Source organism: Wolbachia endosymbiont (group B) of Ischnura elegans (genome assembly GCF_947251585.1).
GTDB lineage: Bacteria > Pseudomonadota > Alphaproteobacteria > Rickettsiales > Anaplasmataceae > Wolbachia.
Window position 1 is genome coordinate 1,301,280 of the sequence record NZ_OX366371.1, and the last position, 19,333, is coordinate 1,320,612.

The window sequence follows — 19,333 nt, forward strand, 5'->3', positions numbered from 1 at the left end:
ATGTACAATCAAGAATATTTAATTCAAGTCGAAGAAGCGATAAAGAAACTGCAAAATGGAGAGCGAGTAGTATCAATTGCATATGGTGACCATGTTGTGCGGTACGGGGAAGTTCAAATAAATGATTTATTGAATTTAAGACAACGAATTAAGGCTGAGTTAAAAGTTGCAGGTATGAAGCCAAAGAGAAAGATTATTTTTTCAACCAATAAAGGAATTTTATAAATGCTGCTAAAAACCTTCAAACAATTATTCAACAAGCCAAAAATCAAAAGTTCAGCCTGGGATGCATCTGGCTCAGGAAGAAGATTTTTTCACTTTCAACAAGAGTTAGGAAGTATAAACAATTTGCTGTCTCAAAATCTTGAAACTTTACGTAGTAGATCACGTGACATGGTGAGAAAAAATCCATATGCAGCAAATATCATTGATACGATAGTAAGTAACTCTATTGGAACAGGAATAAAACCACAATCAAAAGCAAGAGATGGAGAATTTCGAAAGAGGGTGCAAGAATTATGGCTAAAATGGACAGATGAAGCAGACAGTAACGGAGTAAGTGATTTTTATGGATTACAAGCTCTAGTATGCAGAAGTATGATAGAGGGAGGAGAATGTTTTGTACGTTTAAGAACGAGAAAGCTGGAAGATAGATTTTCTGTGCCATTACAACTGCAAGTACTTGAGTCTGAACATCTAGATAATAAAACAAATCAAACTTTAGGAAATGGTAATGTAATAAGAAACGGGATTGAGTTCAATAGACTTGGGCAAAGAGAGGCATATTACTTATTTAGAGAACATCCAGGCGAAGGCTCGTTTGGTGAATCGGTGAGAGTGCCAGCAAATGATGTTTTACATATTTATAGACCATTAAGACCTGGTCAGATAAGAGGAGAGCCATGGCTTTCGAGTATACTTCTGAAACTTTATGAGCTTGATCAATACGATGATGCAGAATTAGTGAGAAAAAAGACAGCAGCGATGTTTGCAGGGTTTATTACAAGGCTCGATCCTGAAGCAAATATTTTAGGAGAAGGTGAAAGTAATGAGCAAGGAGTAGCACTATCTGGCCTAGAACCTGGAACAATGCAGCTTTTAGACCCAGGAGAAGATATAAAATTTTCAGAGCCGTCAGATGTTGGAGGAAGTTATGAAGCATTCATGAGACAGCAACTGAGGGCAATAGCAATAGGTACAGGAATAACATATGAGCAGCTAACAGGAGATTTAACAGGCGTTAATTATTCATCCATTCGAGCAGGGCTGATAGAGTTTCGTCGTCGATGTGCTATGCTGCAACACAACATTATAGTATTTCAATTTTGCAGACCAGTATGGAGTAGATGGCTAGAATTAGCAGTACTTTCTGGAGAACTCTGTATAGATGAAAAAGTAGTAAAAGCAGCGAAAGAAGAAGTAAAATGGATACCACAGGGATTTGATTGGGTAGATCCACTGAAAGACCAGCAAGCACAGCAAATGGCAGTAAGGAATGGATTTAAGAGTCGATCGGAAGTAGTATCAGAAATGGGTTATGATGTAGAAGAAATTGATCAAGAAATAGCAGAAGATCAAAAGCGTGCTAATTCTTTTGGACTTTGTTTCGATTGTGACGTTAATGTGCCATAAAATACAATAAGGGGAGGAAAGTGATGTGGATAAATAAACCAATAATGGTAGAGAGAAGAAGTTTTGAACTACTATCATTATATAACAGCAAACAACCTATCTTTAAGAATTTAAAGCATTTTCATATAAATCCAAAAGGAATAGCAATAATACGTATTTATGGAGTTTTGACAAAAAAAACAGAAGCTTTTGATCATATTTTAGACATGACTTCGTATGAAAATATTCATGAAGAGATAGAGAGTGCTTTAGAAGATAAAAGCATAGAGACGATTCTACTTGACATAGACAGTCCAGGAGGGGAAGTAAACGGTGTCTTTGACCTAGCTGATTTTATTTATGAATCAAGAGCAAAAAAGAGGATAATAGCGATAGCAAATGATGATGCATACTCTGCTGCATATGCTATAGCCTCTAGCGCTGAAAAGATTTTTCTCACCCGCACTTCAGGAATTGGGAGTATAGGAGTAATAGCAAGTCATATAGATCAAAGTGGATTTGACGAAAAACAGGGAATAAAATATACCACAATATTTGCTGGTAGTCGGAAGAATGATTTAAATCCGCATGAGCCAATGACGTCTGAAAGTTTAGAAAGCTTACAAAAAGAAGTAGGAAGACTATATGAAATGTTTTTGCAGCTAATAGCAAGAAACAGAGGTCTTTCAATTGAAAAGATTCGATCAACAGAAGCAGGTCTATATTTTGGCGAGAAAGCAGTAGAAATAGGTCTTGCAGATGGAGTTACAACATTTTTTGAATTTATCAATAATCATAAAAGTAGGAGTGTTAGTATGACAACTAATGAGTTAACTGAGGAAGGCTACGAGAACTGTCGTAGAGAAATTTTAGAGATAATAAGATTATGTAATGTATCAAAGATGCCAGAAAAGATAGGAGAATTTATTGAACAGGGCGTAAGTATTGAGCAAGCAAGGGAAGTTTTAATGGAGTTACTTGCAGAGCGAACGAAAAAGACAGAGATACTGAGTGCAATACCACAGAATTCTCCGGAAGAGTTGATGATGCAGGTAGCGAAAAGTCGGTGCATTTAAATTTTATAACCGCCGTATATAGTGCTCTGTGGTAAACAAGTGTTCAAAATGCGCCATAATGGCTAATTATAAGGTAATAACCGCGGTGTATAGCAATTGTAAACGCGGCGGTAAAAAAATAAAAAAAGGAGAGAAAAAGGTATGACAAGTATAACTGAACAAAATAACCTTGGTGACCTATTAAAGTATGAAGCATCAAGTCTATATTCAAGAGATCAGATAACAGTAGCCAAGGGGCAAAATCTGAAGCTAGGAACAGTTGTTAGTCGTGATAAAGACAACATGATTAGGATAATCAATCCAACTGCCACAGATGGTACACAAACGGCGATAGGAGTGATAGCAAGCGATGTAAACGCAAAGGAAAATAGTAAAGGAGTAATTATTGCTCGTGGTGCAATGCTAGCAGATCATGCAGTTGTATGGCCAGCAGGTATCACTGAAGAGCAAAAAGCTGCAGCAATAAAGCAACTTGAAGGACGAGGGATCATTATCCGTAAAGCAGTCTAAAGCTATATTAAACAATAAAAAACACAAAGGGGGAAAAGAAAAAATGCAAAATCCATTTAAAAATACAGCATTTAGCATGACGGCACTAACAAATGCGATAAATATATTGCCGATAAATTATGGACGAGTTGAAAATCTAAATTTATTTCCAAATAGGTCAGTAAGATTTAGACATATTACCATAGAAGAGCAAAACGGAGTATTAAGTTTACTACCAACGCAGTTACCCGGAGCACCAGCAACAGTAGGAAAACGTGGCAAAAGAAAGGTAAGAACATTTACGATTCCGCATATTCCACATGATGATGTAGTGTTACCAGAGGAAGTACAAGGAATAAGGGCATTTGGATCAGAGAGTGAACTTAAAGCGCTTGCAGATGTAATAACTGATCATTTGCAATTGATGAGGAACAAACATGCAATAACGTTGGAGCATTTGCGAATGGGAGCGCTGAAAGGAATAATTTTAGATGCTGATGGGTCAGAATTATTAAATCTGTACAACGAATTTGAAATAACACCAAAAGTAGTAAATTTTGCACTGGGAACAGCAACAACAGATGTAAAACGTAAGTGTCTGGAAGTATTGCGGCATATTGAGGATAACTTAAGTGGTGAATATATGACTGGAATTCATGCTTTAGTAAGCCCTGAGTTTTTTGATGCACTTACTTCTCATACTAAAGTGAAAGAAGCATATGAGAGATGGCAGGAAGGAGCAGCGCTGAGAAACGATATGAGATCAGGATTTACGTTCTGTGGAATAACGTTTGAGGAATATAGAGGACAAGCAACTGATCCTGAAGGAACCGTGAGAAGATTTATAGAAAGAGATACAGGGCACTGTTTTCCACTAGGAACAGCAAGCACATTTACAACATATTTTGCACCAGCAGATTTTAATGAGACAGTAAATACACTAGGAAAATCACTTTATGCAAAACAAGAACCAAGGAGATTTGATAGAGGAACTGATTTACATACGCAGTCAAATCCTCTGCCAATGTGCCATCGTCCGGCCGTTTTAGCGAAAATAGTAACAACATAGTAGGGTCCCCACATAGAAAACTCTATTTATGACCATAAAAATATACCATAAAAATATAAGATATGCAATATGTTTAAAATAATATGTAAAGACTTTTAGAAAAAATGGTATGCAGGAAAATATAAAGAGATTATTTAAAGATTGTTTTGCCCATTTAGGAGAGTTAGCTTTGTATAAGTCGAAAAATAAGGCGTACATGGTACAAGTATTAAAGCAAGAGCCAGATAAATTATACGAGATTGGTGAAGGGCAATTTGTAGGAGAAACTTTAGTGTTGGAAGTAAGTGCGTTTGATGTACTGCAGCCAATTGTAGGAGATATTTTTGTTATAGGTGACCGTAAATATAAAGTATATTCTTCACCGCTGCAAGATAATTCAGGAATGGTATGGAAAATTCGAGCGTCAGGAGTATAAATGCGTATTAACACCGGTAGTATTGTACAAAGTATAGATACTGAAAGGAAAAAAGTGGAAAAAGCGACAGTGAGAGCATTAAACAAAACAGCAATATGGCTAAAATCAAAAACAGCTAAGGAAATCAGTGAGGAAAAGAAGATAAAATTAAGTTTGATAAGAAAGAGATTAAGAATTTTTAAGGCGAAAACTAGCAGATTAGAAGTGTTAATTAGAGCAAATCTCTATGACATTAGAGCATCGGCAATTGGCAAAATACAAAAAACAAGAAGAGAATCGAAAGTAGGAAAGCATGAGTTTATAGGAGGATTTGCAGCAGTTATGCCAAAAGGAAATAGCGGTATGTTTAAACGTGAAGGAAGGGCAGCATTGCCAATAAAGGAAGTTAAGTTGCCATTAGAACCTGAGGCTTCAAGGATAATAGGGAATCTTGTTAATTATGAAGTTGAAAAGGTATTTGAAAAATATTTTATACATTACATGAGTTAAATTATATGCATGACAAAGTTCTGGACAGATTTACATCAAACAATTTGCACCACACTGAAGAAAGAAATACCGTCTATACAGACATGTGAAATTTATCCAGCAATAAGAAAAGAATTATTAGCGCCAGCGGTATTTGTAGAGCTTGTGAGTTTAGAATCGGGAAAAGATCCTGGAACAGAAGAATTAGCGCTAAAAGCAAGATTTGAAGCAAGGGTTGTAGTTGATGGAACAGTCGAGGATTCCTCGGTAGTTGTTAGAACATTAGCTACAGAAGTAGCAAGAGTAGTAAATAAAAATACTTGGAACGTGAAGAGTGTTTCACCAGGAGAATTTATCTCTGCGGAAATTGACGGATTTAGGCCAGAATTGGATGCGTATTTAGTGTGGTTAGTGGAGTGGACTCATGAAGTGCATGCGGGTAAATCAGTATGGTCAACTGGCATAATGCCACATGTTATTGAGATAGGTGAAGTGCATGTTAGACCATAGTTTTGCAATTTCAGAGCTAAATAGAAAAGTAGCGAATATCATTCGTATAGGCCTAGTTAAAGAAATAGACTATGAAAAAGCAAAAGTAAGAGTGAAAATAGGAGATATTGTAACAGATTATCTGCCATGGATAACAAGCAAAGCAGGAAAAGATAGAGATTGGTCTCCGCCAGATATTGATGAACAAGTTGTGGTATTTTCTCCTCTTGGTGAACTATCATTAGGAGTAGTATTACCAGGAATATATCAGGAAAAGTACCCTGCACTAGAAAATAAAAAAGAAATAAATAGTATAAAGTTTCAAGATGGGACGAAGTTTACATGTGATAAGGAAAAACATCATTTAGAGATTGAAGTAGTGGACAAAATAACACTGAAGGCTGGGGAATCGAGTATAGAAATGACAAAAAGTGGAATAAAATTGAAGGCAGATAAAATAAACCTTAATTAAATGAATAAATCGGTTGTGCGAGTAGGAGATCATTGTGCAGAAGCAACACTACATTTTTGTGTTAGTGGCAGTAACAATGTTTTTGTAAATGGTAAGCCAGTTTGCCGAAAAGGAGATAATTTTACAGAAGGTAGAGTATTAACTGAAGGATCAAAAACAGTGTTTGCAAATGGGTTTGGAGTGGGAAGAGTTGGTGATATGGTTTCTTGTGGTTCCAAGGTGATCAGTGGTAGCAGTAACATTTTTTCAGGATAAAATATGCTATACTTATCAAAAATAAAGTTATGAATATGGATATAACTACTAGCCTATTAGGAGACATTAGTAATTTAATAGATAGAGCAAAAAATCATCTTTCTGTTCAATTCAATTCTACTCTAGTATTGTTAAACTGGGAAATTGGCTCTAGAATTGATCAAGATATTCTAAAGCACAAACGTGCAGATTATGGGAAGCAAATCATCTCCCAACTTGCAAAAGAACTTCAGATTAAATATGGACGTGGTTTTGATAGAGCGTCATTATTTCGTATGGTGCAATTTTCTAAATTCTTTTCTGATCAAGAAATTGTCGCGACACTGTCACAACAATTGAGTTGGTCACATTTTGTAGAAATTATTGCAATTTCTGATGAGCTGAAGCGTAATTATTATATAGAAATGTGTCGTATTGAAAGGTGGAGTGTTAGGGCACTACGTAGTAAAATCGATACTATGTTGTATGAACGTACAGCACTAGCAAAAAAACCTGAAGATTTCATAAGAAGGAGTATAAAAAATTTACGTGAAGAAAAGTTAGCACCAGAATTCATTTTTCATGACCCATACTTCCTTAGCTTCATGGAATTGCCATCAAGTTATAGTGAGACTGATCTAGAAAATACAATCTTGGATGAATTGACAAAGTTTTTACAAGAGTTTGGAAATGATTTTTGTTTTGTAACACGTCAAAAAAGGATGAGTACTAAAACAACTGACAGGTATTTGGACCTGCTATTTTTTCACAGAGGATTAAAACGCCTTATAGCAATAGAACTAAAAATAGGTCGCTTTGAACCAGCTTATAAAGGACAGATGGAATGGTATTTAAATTGGTTAGATAAAAATGAACGAAAAGCAGGTGAAGAAAAACCGTTAGGGATTATTTTATGTGCTGATAAGGATCAAGAGGATATAGAATATCTTGAACTCGAAGGCTCTAATATTCATGTTGCACAGTATTTAACACAGCTTCCTTCTAAAGAAATTCTTGAAAAGAAGTTGAGAAAGGCTATTGCTATAGCACGTGAAAAACATGCAAGTATTAAGTCAGAGCCATGAAAAATATATGAGAGGAATGGATGCTAAAACAGGAAAGACGTTAGAAGGAATAGAGCACTTAAAGCAGTCGATAATTGATATACTGACCACTCCTATTAACAGTAGAATAATGAGGAGAGATTATGGCTCAAGATTATTTGAATTAGTGGATAAGCCAGTTAATCGTGATTTAACACTAGAAATTTACGCAGCAACTGCAGAAGCTTTGGAAAAATGGGAAAAGAGATTTAAGTTAGAAAAAGTAAAAGTTGAAGGAGTAAAAGAAGGGAGAGTAACATTGAATTTAGAAGGTGTCTATCTTTCAGAAGGCAAGTTCATAAATATTAGTGGAGTAGTTGTTTAGAAATGCAAACATCTAATATTATTGAAAAACTAAGATATGAGGAAATATTTTCGAGAATGAAGGAAGAGTTAGTAAAGCGAGATGCAAGTTTTACAGGATTGGTAGAAAGTGATCCAGCAATGAAGGTATTAGAAGTAGCAGCATGGCGAGAACTTTTGCTTAGAGAAAGAATAAATGAAGCAGTAAAGAGTAACTTACTTAAATTTGCGACAGTTGATAATTTGGCTGAGTTTTATGGAGTAGAGAGAGAAAAAGAAGAAGAGGATGAAAGATTTAGAAAGAGGGTAAAAGCAAAAATAGCAGGTTGGTCAACAGGAGGAAGTAAGGAATATTATAAATATCATGCACTTTCGGCAGATAGAAGAGTAAAGGATGCGCTAGTAGAATCACCTATACCAGGAAAAGTACAAATTTCAATCTTATCAACACAATTATCCACAACTGGCATAGCGTTAGAAGAGCTACTTAAAATTGTAAAAAAGCAGGTTACTAGAGATGATATAAGGGTTTTAGCAGATACAATAACAGTAATTGGTTGCAATATTACGGAAATAGATATTCACAGCAGAATGAGCATAAGTCCTGTAATATCAGAGGAAGAAATCAAGAAGCAGTTTATTAAGAAGTTTGAATTAGCAAAAAGATTAGGGTGGAGTGTAACAAGATCTTGGATAATAGCGAATTTATTTGTAGATGGTGTAGAAAACGTAGAATTAATCGAGCCAAAAGAGGATGTTGTGGTTCTGGGAAATGAATGTGCAAATTTGAGAAATTTAAAGATTGAGTAATGTTATTGCCACCAAATGCAACAAAACAGGAGAAAGCGCTAGTAGATGCGATAGATTACAAAGTTGATCCAAACTGTATCAGAGGGTTTAAATTTAGTCCAGGGGAAAAAGTATTACCATGGATAATAGAAGAATATGGTTTAGAAGAGATACTGCGTTGGGCAAAAGAGAAAAGAAGAGCGATAAAAGAAGGGGTAGAATTTCAGCGTTTAAGAGGAACACCTGCATCACTAAAAATAGCGCTAAAATGGGCAAATATAGAAGATATTACAATTATCGAAGAACCACCTGGTAAGCACTTTTTTGAATTGCAGATAGGGATAAGGGATGTTCCAAATGACTTTTTTGTAGATGCAGTAGTAGAGCTAGCAAAGCTATCATTGCCCGTAAGATCGCGACTAATGAGGATTTTCAATGATCACTGGCTTTGTTGCATAGCTAGTGTTGGTTGAGGTTATTGTAAGGAGAAAAGCTTATGGTTACTAACGCATTTTGTTGTAAAATAGGCATTTTTCAAACAAGTATAACTTATGCCACAAAAAATGAGAGTAAGTAACCAAAGAGAATATAATGAGTTTCTAAAAAAAAGAGGAAATGTTTTTCATTTTGTTAATCAAGCCATAGAAAATTGGTATGAAAATAGTCCAAAAGTTGCAGGTGGCAATAACACTTATAGTGATAAAGTTGTAATTTTAATACACATAATAGTTCATCTTTTTAGAATTGGCTTGAGACAAGCTGTAGGTTTTGTAAAAGGTTATATGGTACAAATAGGCAAAAAACTTAAGATTATCAGCTATACACAAGCTTCCAGAAGATTTAAAAAGCTTAATTTGAAGATTGATGACCATAGAAGCAATAAAGATGATCTGGAAAATGTTGAAATTGCCGTAGATAGCACTAGAGTTAGTATCTACAATAATAACGGTGGGCATAGTAAGCTTAATATTCGAAAAAGAAAATACAGTGGTTATGGTCAAGTAAGAAAATTACATGTTATTTTAAACATAAATGATAAGAAAGCAATAAGCATGAACTACACTAGTGGTGTTGCTGTAGACTATTTGCCGGTCTGCGATATGTTAGAAGAAGTCAGTGATAAATATAACATTTGTTCTATTCGAGCAGATGCGGCTTATGATATAAAAAGTGTGTATAAAGAATGCAGAAAATACAATATTGTGCCTATTATTCGCCCTAGGAAGGATACTAAAATTTGTTTAGCTGACTACTTATCAGAAAGAAACAAGTATATTAGTAGAATTAGGTCATATGAGAATTATGAAGATGGTATTAATGAATGGAAGAAAAAAGTTAAGTATGGAGCACGGTCTTATATTGAAGTCTTTTTCTATAGGTTGAAGCAAATATTTGGGTTTGGCTTGAAAAATAAATCAGAGGTAAATCGTGAAAAAGAGCTGTTAATTAAGTGCTACTTACTGAACAAATTTACTGATATTGGTATGGCTAAATTTAAATTAGCTGCGTAAGTTCATTGTGATTTACATGCCTATCAGTGCTATGCAACAAAGCCATGATCACTATAATATTAGCAGATTTATTTTAGATGAAAGTTTATTTGGAAGTTTGTTATCGGATTACTCAGGGATAAAAATTGAAAAAGACGGACCAGTATTATCGTTTGGAAGAGTAAATTTTTTCAGGTTTAGTGGTACATCAATTAAGGTTATAGAGAGTTATCTACGTAACCATTATGAACAAGCATTTAGTAATGATATATATCGGTTAGATGTAGCAGTACTTGGAGAAACAGAGCCTCACACGAAGGATTACAAAGGCATCTATGAAAGAAATCATCAGTGGTATAACTCAAAAGCACTACATCCACTACCACAGAGCTTATTGCCAGAAATAAAGTTTGCAAAAGCACAGATAGTATTATCGGATCAACTATGTTTTTTAAAATTTTTTGAATTTAGTTTCATTACAACTTTTGTTTGTAATTTTGTTTTTTATTCGAGTAAAAAGTGCATTTTTGACAATAAAAACCCTAACTTAATCATAGAAAAATTTTGTATCAAACAACAGTTACTGCTTAGATCTTATGGTTAACGAATATGTGCTTTAAATGTGTGTAGACGCACATATTCGTTAACCTATTTTCTATGCAGATTTTTTTAATTCACATTGACTGCTTCTTTAAGCCTCGCATTGGCAATTACTATGATTTTACGCATTAGAGCTGTCATAGCCACCATCTTCTTTTTACCTTTACCAACAAGCCTTGAATAGAAGGCACCAAGCGCAGACTTAGACCTTGAAGCAGACATCGCAGCTGTAAAAAGCTTTTTACGAACGTTGCTTCTGCCACCACTTATTCTGCGATAACCAATAGTTTTACCACTTTCTTTCGGATGAGGTGCAACTCCAGCAAGACTTGCAATTTCTCCCCTACTTACATAACCAAGTTCTGGCATTAGACACAGAAAATCTTGAGATAATTTTGCACCTATTCCTGGAACTGTTTTAAGGATTTTTTGGCGCTTTTGTAACTCTGGATTCTCATCAATAATTTTTTGTATGGTATTGTTGAGCTCATCTATCTGGCTATTAAAGAATTCAATAGTTTTCTGACAGCTTTCTTTTATATGGTCGTTTTCAGGTGCTGCAAGCCTAGATTTCTCTTGAGCTCTCATTTTTGTAATGTCATCACGACGTTGACAAAGTGCAACTAAGGTTGTTTGTTCTTTTGACATAGGTGCAAATAGAGATAGAGTACTATAGCGTTCAAACCCATACTGAGCAAGGGCTCTTGCATCTGATTGATCAGACTTTGCTAAAGTTCCATGAGATAGAACAAAGCTTTTTACTTTGCGAGTATTAGCTCGATGTACAGCAATATCTTTATCAACAAGAAAATGTGCTAAGCCAAGCTCATATTTTCCAGTGTTTTCCAGAGTTACTAAAGAATTAGGTAAGATATTTGAAAAATCTTGAAACAATTGTTGCCAGCCAGCAGTATCATTGTCGAATTCGACAGCGTTCTTCTGTTTGTGAACTGCAACAACATTTTTAAATTTTCCGATATCAATGCCAATAAAATTTTGATAAGATGTAATCATAATAACCTCGATTAGTTTTAATTAATTTAAGATTGTAAACGGGTGCATACATATGTCCCATGCAACTATTCAAACGTATCGAGAGATGGGCTAGTGTACCTTGATCCGAACGGTTATAATACCAACAGTTGGTCGGTCGCACACGCCCGTGATAACTCTATTCCTATAGTGAGTAGGGTTATCTTCCCTCTTATCTCCTTTATATCATATTTTTAACTTACAACAGTTGGAATTTAGGAGAAATAAACGCATGTTTTCCAGTTGGTAGTGTAGAGGAAAGAGGGAATAAATTTGTATTGGGAAACGATAAACTTTCAGGGCAACGTTGGAATTTAAAACACAAACCAATTTTAGAAAGATTTGGCGTTACTCATTTTTATCAAACAAAGAACTTCATTGACCAAAAAATAGTAGAATACGTTATAGCAGAACACAATATTAGGTATGAGAACGATTTAGATTCAGAGCAGAAAGACTCAATACACGAATTAGAAAATTACATTTTAGTGTTTTACCCAGGAGTACTGAAATGGCACGAACATCGACATTTGCACAGAAGTTGGAAAGATAGTCAAGCAATATGTGTAATAAGTTAAGTACTTATATTTAGATCCTCATATATTATATTAATAATAGGTAAAAGTGTATGAAATAAAAAGAAAAAGACTTGCTTTCTCATGCTAAAAAGGACATGACTTGAATAGTAGCAGGTAAATATAAGAAATTTATCTGGCGCTAGAAAAGCTAATTTTGTGAGGTAAGTATGAAGTTTAGCAAAGAATCTTTTAGTAAGTTTTTTAAAGAAGTATCAAGTAAAAACATTAATAAAAGAAATGAAGAAGGAGAGACGATATTACACCAAGCAGTAGAAATCTCTGATTACAAAACAGTGAGGTTCTTAATAAAAAAAGGAGCAGAGATCAATGCAAGAGATAAAAATGGTTATACACCTCTGCACTGTGCAGTATTCGCAAAAAGCTTAGAAAATGTAAAAGTGCTGCTAAGGGAAGGAGCAGAAGTAAATGCCACTCAATACATCGCCGGATGTACGCCATTGCACTCTGCGTGTAAAATGGGAGGAGCAGGAGTTGAAATAATAAAAGAGCTGGTAAAGGCAGGGGCTGAGGTTAATCAACTGAATAAATATGGCGCAACACCAATGTATTACATCTGGGAAAGTGAAAAGTATTGTTCATGGAATAGCGAAGAGAATGGAAAGGCGAGTAAGTTTCTGAGAGAACAAGGAGGAATAACAAAAAGTAGAGAACTGACGTGCTATGGAATAGAGGGGCTAGTGGGAGAAATAGCAGACATGTTGAATGGAAGCTACATGCCGGAGCTAAAAATAATAGAGATAGGAGAAATAAGGAAGAGAGACAAATCGCTAATAAAGAAAGAATGTCAAAATTTAGCAAGCAAGATAATGAGCCAAGTGAACGAAATGATAGATGAGGTGGTGAGAAAGAAGGCCTAAAAGAGGGGTTAAAATTTAAAGAAAAGGTGAGGTAGATTATGAGTAAAAAAGAAAAAGAGGAGTCACTATTAGAGAACTCAAGTAAAAATATTTATGAAAGAGACGAGAATGGAAGAACAGTTCTACATTATGCAGTAGACGCAAAAACAGTGAGGTTATTAATCGAAAAAGGAGCGAATGTGAATGCAGCAGATGTAGAAGGATACACAGCACTGCACTTAGCGGTAACGGAGAAATATCTAGAAACCGTGAGAGAATTAATAAAATCAGGAGGGAATGTAAATGCGAAAGAATATGAAAATAAATGCACTCCATTGCACCTTGCATGTATGGTGGGGAAAGTAGAAATAGTAAAAGAGTTAGTGGAAGCAGGAGCAGAAATAGAGCAAGAAGATAAGTTCGGAATGATAGCAATGGATTATGCGAAAAATAGTAAAGAGATAACCGAGGTATTAAAGAAAGAAACAGACAGGATTGAAAAGCTATTTATGAGAGGCTAAAAATATGGAGGAAGAAACAGAAAAGAAAGTAATGAATTTAGAGAAAAAAGCGTTGGCAGAACTGAGAAAAATATGGAAGAAGGTATATGAGGAAGAAGCACCTAGATACTCAAAGAAATATCTGATACCAAGATTAGCTTATAGAATACAGGAAAAAGCGTATGGAGAAATGTCAAGAAAGGGGACAAAAAGACTAGAGCATCTGGCAGATCGACTAGAGAAGGGAAAAAGAATAAGTAGCGATAAATTACCAGTAGAAGGGACAGAATTAATACTAGAGAGAGGGGAAGAGACGCATGCAGTAATGGTAACAGATAAGGGTTTAATCTACAGAGAAGAATTTTTCACGTCATTGTCAGCAGTAGCCGGAAAAATAATGGGAATGAGTTACAATGGGCCGCTCCTATTTGGTTTGCGTGATCAAAAGAGAAGGGAAAATGTGTAAAGGGATAAGATGTGGAATATATACGAGAAAGTCAAATGAAGACGGTCTAGAACAAAAGTTTAACAGTCTTGATGCGCAGCGAGTAGCATGTGAGAAGTACATAAAGAGCAGAGAAGGCTGGGTAGCATTGGCCAAAAGGTACGACGATGGAGGTTTCTCAGGAAAGAACTTAGAAAGACCAGCGATAAAGGAATTGTTTGAAGATGTAAAAAAAGGAGAAGTAGATTGTGTAGTAGTGTACACACTAGACAGACTATCAAGAGAAACAAAAGACAGCATCGAAGTAACATCATTTTTTAGAAGACATAGAGTAAATTTTGTAGCAGTAACACAGATATTTGACAATAATACGCCAATGGGAAAATTTGTACAAACAGTATTGTCAGGAGCAGCACAACTAGAAAGAGAAATGATAGTAGAGAGAGTAAAAAACAAAATAGCAACATCAAAGGAGCAGGGATTGTGGATGGGTGGAACTTTACCGCTAGGGTATGATGTAAAAGATAAAGAATTAATAATAAATGAGAAAGAAGCGAAAACAGTGAAACATATATTTGAAAGATATTTGGAGCTGAGATCAATGGCAGAGTTGGCAAGGGAGTTAAATAGCCAAGGTTACAGAACAAAATCAGATATCTTTAAAAAGGCCACGGTGAGAAGAATAATAACAAATCCAATATATATGGGAAAAATACGGCATTATGAGAAAGAGTATGAGGGAAAGCATGAAGCAATAATAAAAGAGGAAAAATGGCAAAAAGCGCAGGAATTGATAAAGGATCAGCCATATAGAAAAGCAAAATATGAGGAAGCGTTGCTTAGGGGAATAATTAAGTGCAAGAGCTGTGATGCAAATATGACGCTGACGTACGCAAAAAAAGAGAATAAAAGGTATAGATATTACATATGCAACAATCATTTAGTTGGAAAAAGCTGTGCGTCAAAGAGTCGGAATATAGTAGCAGGAGAAGTAGAAAAAGAAGTAATGAAGAGAGCAGAGCACCTATACAAAAATTGGCAAGAAAAAGCGGAAGAATGGAAAAATTTAAGTTTCAGAGAACAGAAAGAAATGGTGAAAAAATTAATAAAGGGAGTAATGGTAAAAGAAGATGGAATAGAAATGAGTTCAGAGGATGAGGTGGAATTTATACCAATGTGGTTAAAAAAGAAAGGAAATAAATGCACAGTAGTAGAACCAGAAGGAAAAACAAATAATGCGTTACTCAAAGCAGTGGTAAGAGCCCACCTGTGGAAACGGCAACTGGAGGAAGGAAAATACGAAAGTGTGAAAGAGCTGAGTGCCAAAATTAATATAGGTACAAGACGTATACAGCAAATTTTGAGGTTGAACTATTTAGCACCAAAGATTAAAGAAGACATAGTAAATGGGAGACAGCCAAGAGCCTTGAAGCTAGCTGATTTGAGAGAAATACCGATGCTATGGAGTGAGCAAAGGGAGAAATTTTACGGCTCAGCGTCGTAACGTTTATAAAAATAACAATATGAAAAAACATCGAAAAAAGTATGTGCCAGAAAATTAAAAAAGGTTATTGCAAAAGGAGCTACTACAAAGGGCCACACAAAAAGATGTTGAAATTGATATAGAAGAGCAAATAAATGTTACAAAATCAATTATGTAGAAAATCAATATAAGTGATGAAGATTTTAGCATATTAGGTGCAACAATGGTAGAAGATGTATCCAATTTTAGCTGCATATTGTAATAGTAGATTTAGAGGAAAATTCTTTAAACATCAAAAAAGGCAATACTCTAAACTTCAGCACACAACTCCAGGAAATAGTACATGTCGAGCAATCTATAGCCCCTTTTGAATCTGAGAGTGTACTTGAAAATCCATAAACATTAAGTAAACTTTTTAAATAAAATAGTTTCTTTTTCAACTTACTAAATAAACTTCTCCCATCATTGCTGTGTAACAAATCATATACAAAGCTATGGTCTACTTACAAGCAGTGCCTTCTGTTGATGAGATGCTTTTTCTATCTTTAACTCATCCATACTACAGCTTGGCAAGCTTGAATAGCATAAGGAATCTTTTTGTTCTTGCGTTTGTTTTGCCAAGGCCTTATTTCTATAAAGTAAGGGTTGAAAATGATCATGGCCTCCATTTATCATATGTAGGACACTATTGTGACTATAATCTATCTTACCTGCTTTTGATCCTGAGCTATCTATTAACTGATGCAAGAACGGATCTTGTTGCTTATCAATAGTGTGCAATCGGTTACTCTCTGCAACATGCAATTTCACACCATACTTACCACAAAGTACTCTGCCCTCGATATCGGAACGTCCCCAAAATTCATTCTTTCCAATGCTATTGATATATTGGTCACACGTAATTCCACGATTTACGAACTTACCTTCAACCTCATCAAAGTCATTGCGAACTTTACTTATAAACCACTCTGGAGGATTGTCTTGCGCAAACCTCTTACACTCATTCCTTAACTGCCCTACAGTGACTTTGATTCCCTTCTGTTGTTCTAGACTTTGTCTGAATGAATCAAAAAAACAGCTTCCATTATTGATTGCATGCCCTACATAAAAATCATCAGGTATGTTTGATTTTTGCTCTTTATCACATTGTTTTTCTGCCTTTTCAGTAAATTCTTTCTCTAAATTAAAAATCCCATCCCAATTGTATCTACCTTCTAGTCCCAATCTTTTACTCTCTCTTTCTGCCGCGTTAACTAAATCTATTTTAGAAATATTCTCTTTTTCTCCAGATAACCTAGACAGAGTTTTAAAGATATCTATCAGATGAGTTTTTATGTCAAAGCTCTTCTCCTTTTTAACAATACTAGATTCAATATTACGTAAATCTTGTAATAACTTATGCCTTCTAGCAACTTCCTCCATAGAATCCCTTCTTAACTCTTCACGTTCTGTCCATTTGTTGTTAGACTCGCTTACTACTTCAGGACGCATTAATCCATCAGATCTAGCAAAAACACCTCGATCTATAGCTTTAATAACCGATAAACCCCCCAATAAGCAATTTTGCCCTATTTCTTCATGATTTGCTATTTCTTTAAATAGATCTTCTTCACTCACCTCTACTCTTATCAATTTTTTATTGTTCTCATCAGGATATAATCTAACTTCTAATTCTCCTAAACTAGTATGGAAAGTCAGTACTATATTGCCCGTAAGGTTAGTATAATTTCTTATCCCATCTTTCGTTATAATTTCTACCTCACTTTCACCGATTGCTATTACATCTCTTCTATATTCTATACTTCCATGAGTTAAATTTGCTTCATTTATGATTTTCGCAACCTCAACTACACTATTTTCTGAATATTCCAAATAGAGAATAGAGTTATCCACTTTTACATTTTTCACCTTGCCAGTAGTTGCACTTTTAACAATTTCCATAAATTTCAAACTACGCTTTGCATAACTTTCATAGGCTTTTACCATATTAGCTTTGTGGCTTTTAAACTCTTCTAGTTCATCAATGACAAGGATGCTGCTTATAGTATGTAGTACTACTCCTTTTGATACTAAGTTACATACTATACGACTGGCAACCTCTACATCACTTGCAATTTTAGAGTTCTTTTTTAATTCACTAATTTTTCTTATTACACAATCTGCAAAGCCATATTTACTCTCATATTTCTTGTCATATAAACTTCCTGACACAGCAAAGTTCAGCATTACTCCTGCTTCTATAGCTCTTTTTACAACTTGCTCTAACTCGTTCATGTTTTCGGCTGCACTGGCCATATCTAAAAAAGTTTTCAATTCTTCCCGTTGGTTTAATATTAAAATGTCCCATAAAGTGGAAGCTTTAGGTAAATGTTCTTTGTCCTGCCATCCTTTGTAATCAATTGCTCCTGCTTCTAACAGTAACCTTTCTGCTTCTTTAAAACGAATTTTATCACCATAACAAGCATCTCTAATCTTTTGAAAAATACGAGACTTTCCTTTGCAATCACGAAGATTTAAAATCTCTTTAAGACCTTCATTTCCTCTGTGCTGATTTAAAAACTCTCTTAGTTGATTAGTGTCAAGGCTATGACCGCAAATATTTTCTAAATGGCTTTTTGCTCTCATTTGCTCCTGAGTTAAAAAGATTTGTTCTAAAATATTCACTTCAAAAGGTTTTTTGTTAATAACTACAATATCTAGAGGAGTTTTCCCTTGTTTGTCAGGTTGATTACGTGCTCCTTTGTTCAGAAGTAAAGGTATATTTAAAGTATTATAATAAGCAGCATAGTGCAAAGGTGTTTGCCCTTCACTGTCAACTATGTTGGGGTCAGCTCCAGCTTTTAAAAGTAAAGTTATAAATGCTCCAACTGCCCAGGCCATATCTTTTTCTACTGCCAAATGCTCCATACTTTGTATTGCATGCAGTATTGTCAACTTGGACTTTCCTCTTTGAAGATTGAGAACAACCCTTAGATCATCATTACTTTTGTTGTCTTGTAAAAAATTCTCAAACCTTGTAATGTTACAAAATGGAAAGTCTTTTAGGAGACTTAACAGCGCCTTATTCAAATTTTTTTGGCCCTCTTTTAAGTCAGGTGCACCTGAAGACCACTCAGATATTAAATTATTAAATTCTTCCCTTTTTATAATAGAGATCAAAGAGCTGTTATCACTAAGCAGCAATGAGTATTTAAGTGATTCATATTCATCATCTACTTGCTCTTCTTTCTGTTTCGCTTCTCTCTTCTCCAAATTATCTATATCACCATCTTTAATGAGTGCAATTAAATACTTCAAAAATTCAACATTTCTATTTTCCAGTAAGGGACATGCTCCATTCTTCATAAGAATTGAGATCATTTTTGTATTTCGACCAGCTAAGTATAATGGAGTCCTACCTTTCTCATCTACTGCATTAAGATCAGCCCCATTGTTTATTAGGTGCTCTACTATTTTTGTTCTGTTACCCAAGATAGCATGATGCAAAGGAGTACTTCCATCATTATATTTCTTTCTAACACTTGCCCCATTTTTTATCAGGACCTCTACCATTCGTGTATTTCCATGTAAGATAGCATAATATAATGGATCACGATTGTATATATCCATTCCATTAACATCAGCCCCTTTTTGTATAAGAGCCTCCACTATTCGTTTATTGTTTTTCAAAACAGCAAGCTGTAATAGGCCAGATGTATCTACTTGTTTTAACTTCTCTTCTATTTCCCCAACTACATTACTATCATTTAAACCAACGTTAGCATCAATAAAAGCTAGTATTTCTTCCAAATTGTCAAAATTCATAACTCTACCTCGATTTAAAACCTCAT

At 35.0% G+C, this 19,333-nt stretch carries 20 protein-coding genes and 3 pseudogenes; 21 read left to right on the forward strand and 2 right to left on the reverse strand.

Features of this window, described 5'->3' with window-relative positions; genetic code table 11:
• From OPR58_RS06765 to OPR58_RS06840, 16 genes and pseudogenes are all read left to right on the forward strand, one after another.
• The gene (locus OPR58_RS06765) at nt 1–225 is read left to right on the forward strand and encodes a gpW family protein (protein WP_265023178.1); all 225 of its coding nucleotides are present in this window, start codon (nt 1–3) and stop codon (nt 223–225) included.
• Complete coding sequence (locus OPR58_RS06770; RefSeq protein WP_265022305.1) at nt 226–1,632, forward strand: phage portal protein; 1,407 nt, start codon at nt 226–228, stop codon at nt 1,630–1,632. It begins immediately after the preceding gene.
• Nucleotides 1,633–1,655: 23 nt separating this feature from the next.
• Nucleotides 1,656–2,687 (forward strand): S49 family peptidase, encoded by a 1,032-nt coding sequence (locus OPR58_RS06775; RefSeq protein ID WP_265022306.1) that lies wholly within the window; start codon nt 1,656–1,658, stop codon nt 2,685–2,687.
• A gap of 141 nt (nt 2,688–2,828) precedes the next feature.
• Nucleotides 2,829–3,197 carry a head decoration protein gene (locus OPR58_RS06780; protein ID WP_265022307.1) on the forward strand — a complete coding sequence of 123 codons (369 nt, stop codon included), beginning with the start codon at nt 2,829–2,831 and terminating at the stop codon, nt 3,195–3,197.
• A 43-nt stretch (nt 3,198–3,240) separates the two neighbouring features.
• A complete protein-coding gene (locus tag OPR58_RS06785; protein WP_265022308.1) occupies nt 3,241–4,245 on the forward strand; it encodes a major capsid protein in 1,005 nt (334 codons plus the stop codon).
• 109 nt (nt 4,246–4,354) lie between these two features.
• The gene (locus OPR58_RS06790; protein ID WP_265022309.1) at nt 4,355–4,660 is read left to right on the forward strand and encodes a head-tail joining protein; all 306 of its coding nucleotides are present in this window, start codon (nt 4,355–4,357) and stop codon (nt 4,658–4,660) included.
• On the forward strand, nt 4,661–5,149 hold the full coding sequence (locus OPR58_RS06795; RefSeq protein ID WP_265022310.1) for a phage tail protein: 489 nt from the start codon (nt 4,661–4,663) through the stop codon (nt 5,147–5,149). It abuts the gene before it with no gap.
• A 9-nt stretch (nt 5,150–5,158) separates the two neighbouring features.
• The gene (locus tag OPR58_RS06800) at nt 5,159–5,638 is read left to right on the forward strand and encodes a hypothetical protein (protein ID WP_265022311.1); all 480 of its coding nucleotides are present in this window, start codon (nt 5,159–5,161) and stop codon (nt 5,636–5,638) included.
• On the forward strand, nt 5,625–6,089 hold the full coding sequence (locus OPR58_RS06805) for a phage baseplate assembly protein V (RefSeq protein ID WP_265022312.1): 465 nt from the start codon (nt 5,625–5,627) through the stop codon (nt 6,087–6,089). The genes OPR58_RS06800 and OPR58_RS06805 overlap by 14 nt, the downstream gene beginning before the upstream one ends.
• On the forward strand, nt 6,090–6,344 hold the full coding sequence (locus tag OPR58_RS06810) for a PAAR domain-containing protein (protein WP_019236415.1): 255 nt from the start codon (nt 6,090–6,092) through the stop codon (nt 6,342–6,344).
• Nucleotides 6,345–6,373: 29 nt separating this feature from the next.
• Nucleotides 6,374–7,408 (forward strand): PDDEXK nuclease domain-containing protein, encoded by a 1,035-nt coding sequence (locus tag OPR58_RS06815; RefSeq protein ID WP_265022313.1) that lies wholly within the window; start codon nt 6,374–6,376, stop codon nt 7,406–7,408.
• Nucleotides 7,409–7,415: 7 nt separating this feature from the next.
• The gene (locus tag OPR58_RS06820) at nt 7,416–7,751 is read left to right on the forward strand and encodes a GPW/gp25 family protein (protein ID WP_265023179.1); all 336 of its coding nucleotides are present in this window, start codon (nt 7,416–7,418) and stop codon (nt 7,749–7,751) included.
• Nucleotides 7,752–7,753: 2 nt separating this feature from the next.
• Nucleotides 7,754–8,539 carry a baseplate assembly protein gene (locus OPR58_RS06825; RefSeq protein WP_265022314.1) on the forward strand — a complete coding sequence of 262 codons (786 nt, stop codon included), beginning with the start codon at nt 7,754–7,756 and terminating at the stop codon, nt 8,537–8,539.
• Nucleotides 8,539–8,964: pseudogene (locus tag OPR58_RS06830) on the forward strand (phage tail protein); the annotation flags it as partial. The gene OPR58_RS06825 and the pseudogene OPR58_RS06830, both read left to right, overlap by 1 nt.
• Nucleotides 8,965–9,069: 105 nt before the next feature.
• Entirely contained in the window at nt 9,070–10,029 is a 960-nt protein-coding gene (locus OPR58_RS06835) for an IS5 family transposase (protein ID WP_265022212.1), read from the forward strand.
• Nucleotides 10,030–10,075: 46 nt separating this feature from the next.
• Nucleotides 10,076–10,447 (forward strand): annotated as a pseudogene (locus OPR58_RS06840) (phage tail protein); the annotation flags it as partial.
• 230 nt (nt 10,448–10,677) lie between these two features.
• Here the strand turns inward: OPR58_RS06840 and OPR58_RS06845 are convergent.
• On the reverse strand, nt 10,678–11,622 hold the full coding sequence (locus OPR58_RS06845) for an IS110 family RNA-guided transposase (protein WP_265022315.1): 945 nt from the start codon (nt 11,620–11,622) through the stop codon (nt 10,678–10,680).
• A 221-nt stretch (nt 11,623–11,843) separates the two neighbouring features.
• Between OPR58_RS06845 and OPR58_RS06850 the strand changes: the two are divergent.
• The 5 genes and pseudogenes from OPR58_RS06850 to OPR58_RS06870 form a co-directional block, all read left to right on the forward strand.
• Nucleotides 11,844–12,218, forward strand: a pseudogene (locus OPR58_RS06850) (phage tail protein); the annotation flags it as partial.
• 167 nt (nt 12,219–12,385) lie between these two features.
• Nucleotides 12,386–13,096 (forward strand): ankyrin repeat domain-containing protein, encoded by a 711-nt coding sequence (locus OPR58_RS06855; RefSeq protein WP_265022316.1) that lies wholly within the window; start codon nt 12,386–12,388, stop codon nt 13,094–13,096.
• 38 nt (nt 13,097–13,134) lie between these two features.
• Entirely contained in the window at nt 13,135–13,596 is a 462-nt protein-coding gene (locus tag OPR58_RS06860; RefSeq protein ID WP_265022317.1) for an ankyrin repeat domain-containing protein, read from the forward strand.
• A 4-nt stretch (nt 13,597–13,600) separates the two neighbouring features.
• On the forward strand, nt 13,601–14,041 hold the full coding sequence (locus OPR58_RS06865; RefSeq protein ID WP_265022318.1) for a DUF2924 domain-containing protein: 441 nt from the start codon (nt 13,601–13,603) through the stop codon (nt 14,039–14,041).
• Complete coding sequence (locus OPR58_RS06870) at nt 14,034–15,524, forward strand: recombinase family protein (RefSeq protein ID WP_265022319.1); 1,491 nt, start codon at nt 14,034–14,036, stop codon at nt 15,522–15,524. Before OPR58_RS06865 ends, OPR58_RS06870 begins: the two co-directional genes overlap by 8 nt.
• Before the next feature lie 471 nt (nt 15,525–15,995).
• Here the strand turns inward: OPR58_RS06870 and OPR58_RS06875 are convergent, their stop codons facing one another.
• The gene (locus tag OPR58_RS06875; protein WP_265022320.1) at nt 15,996–19,307 is read right to left on the reverse strand and encodes an ankyrin repeat domain-containing protein; all 3,312 of its coding nucleotides are present in this window, start codon (nt 19,305–19,307) and stop codon (nt 15,996–15,998) included.
• Nucleotides 19,308–19,333 lie beyond the last annotated feature (26 nt).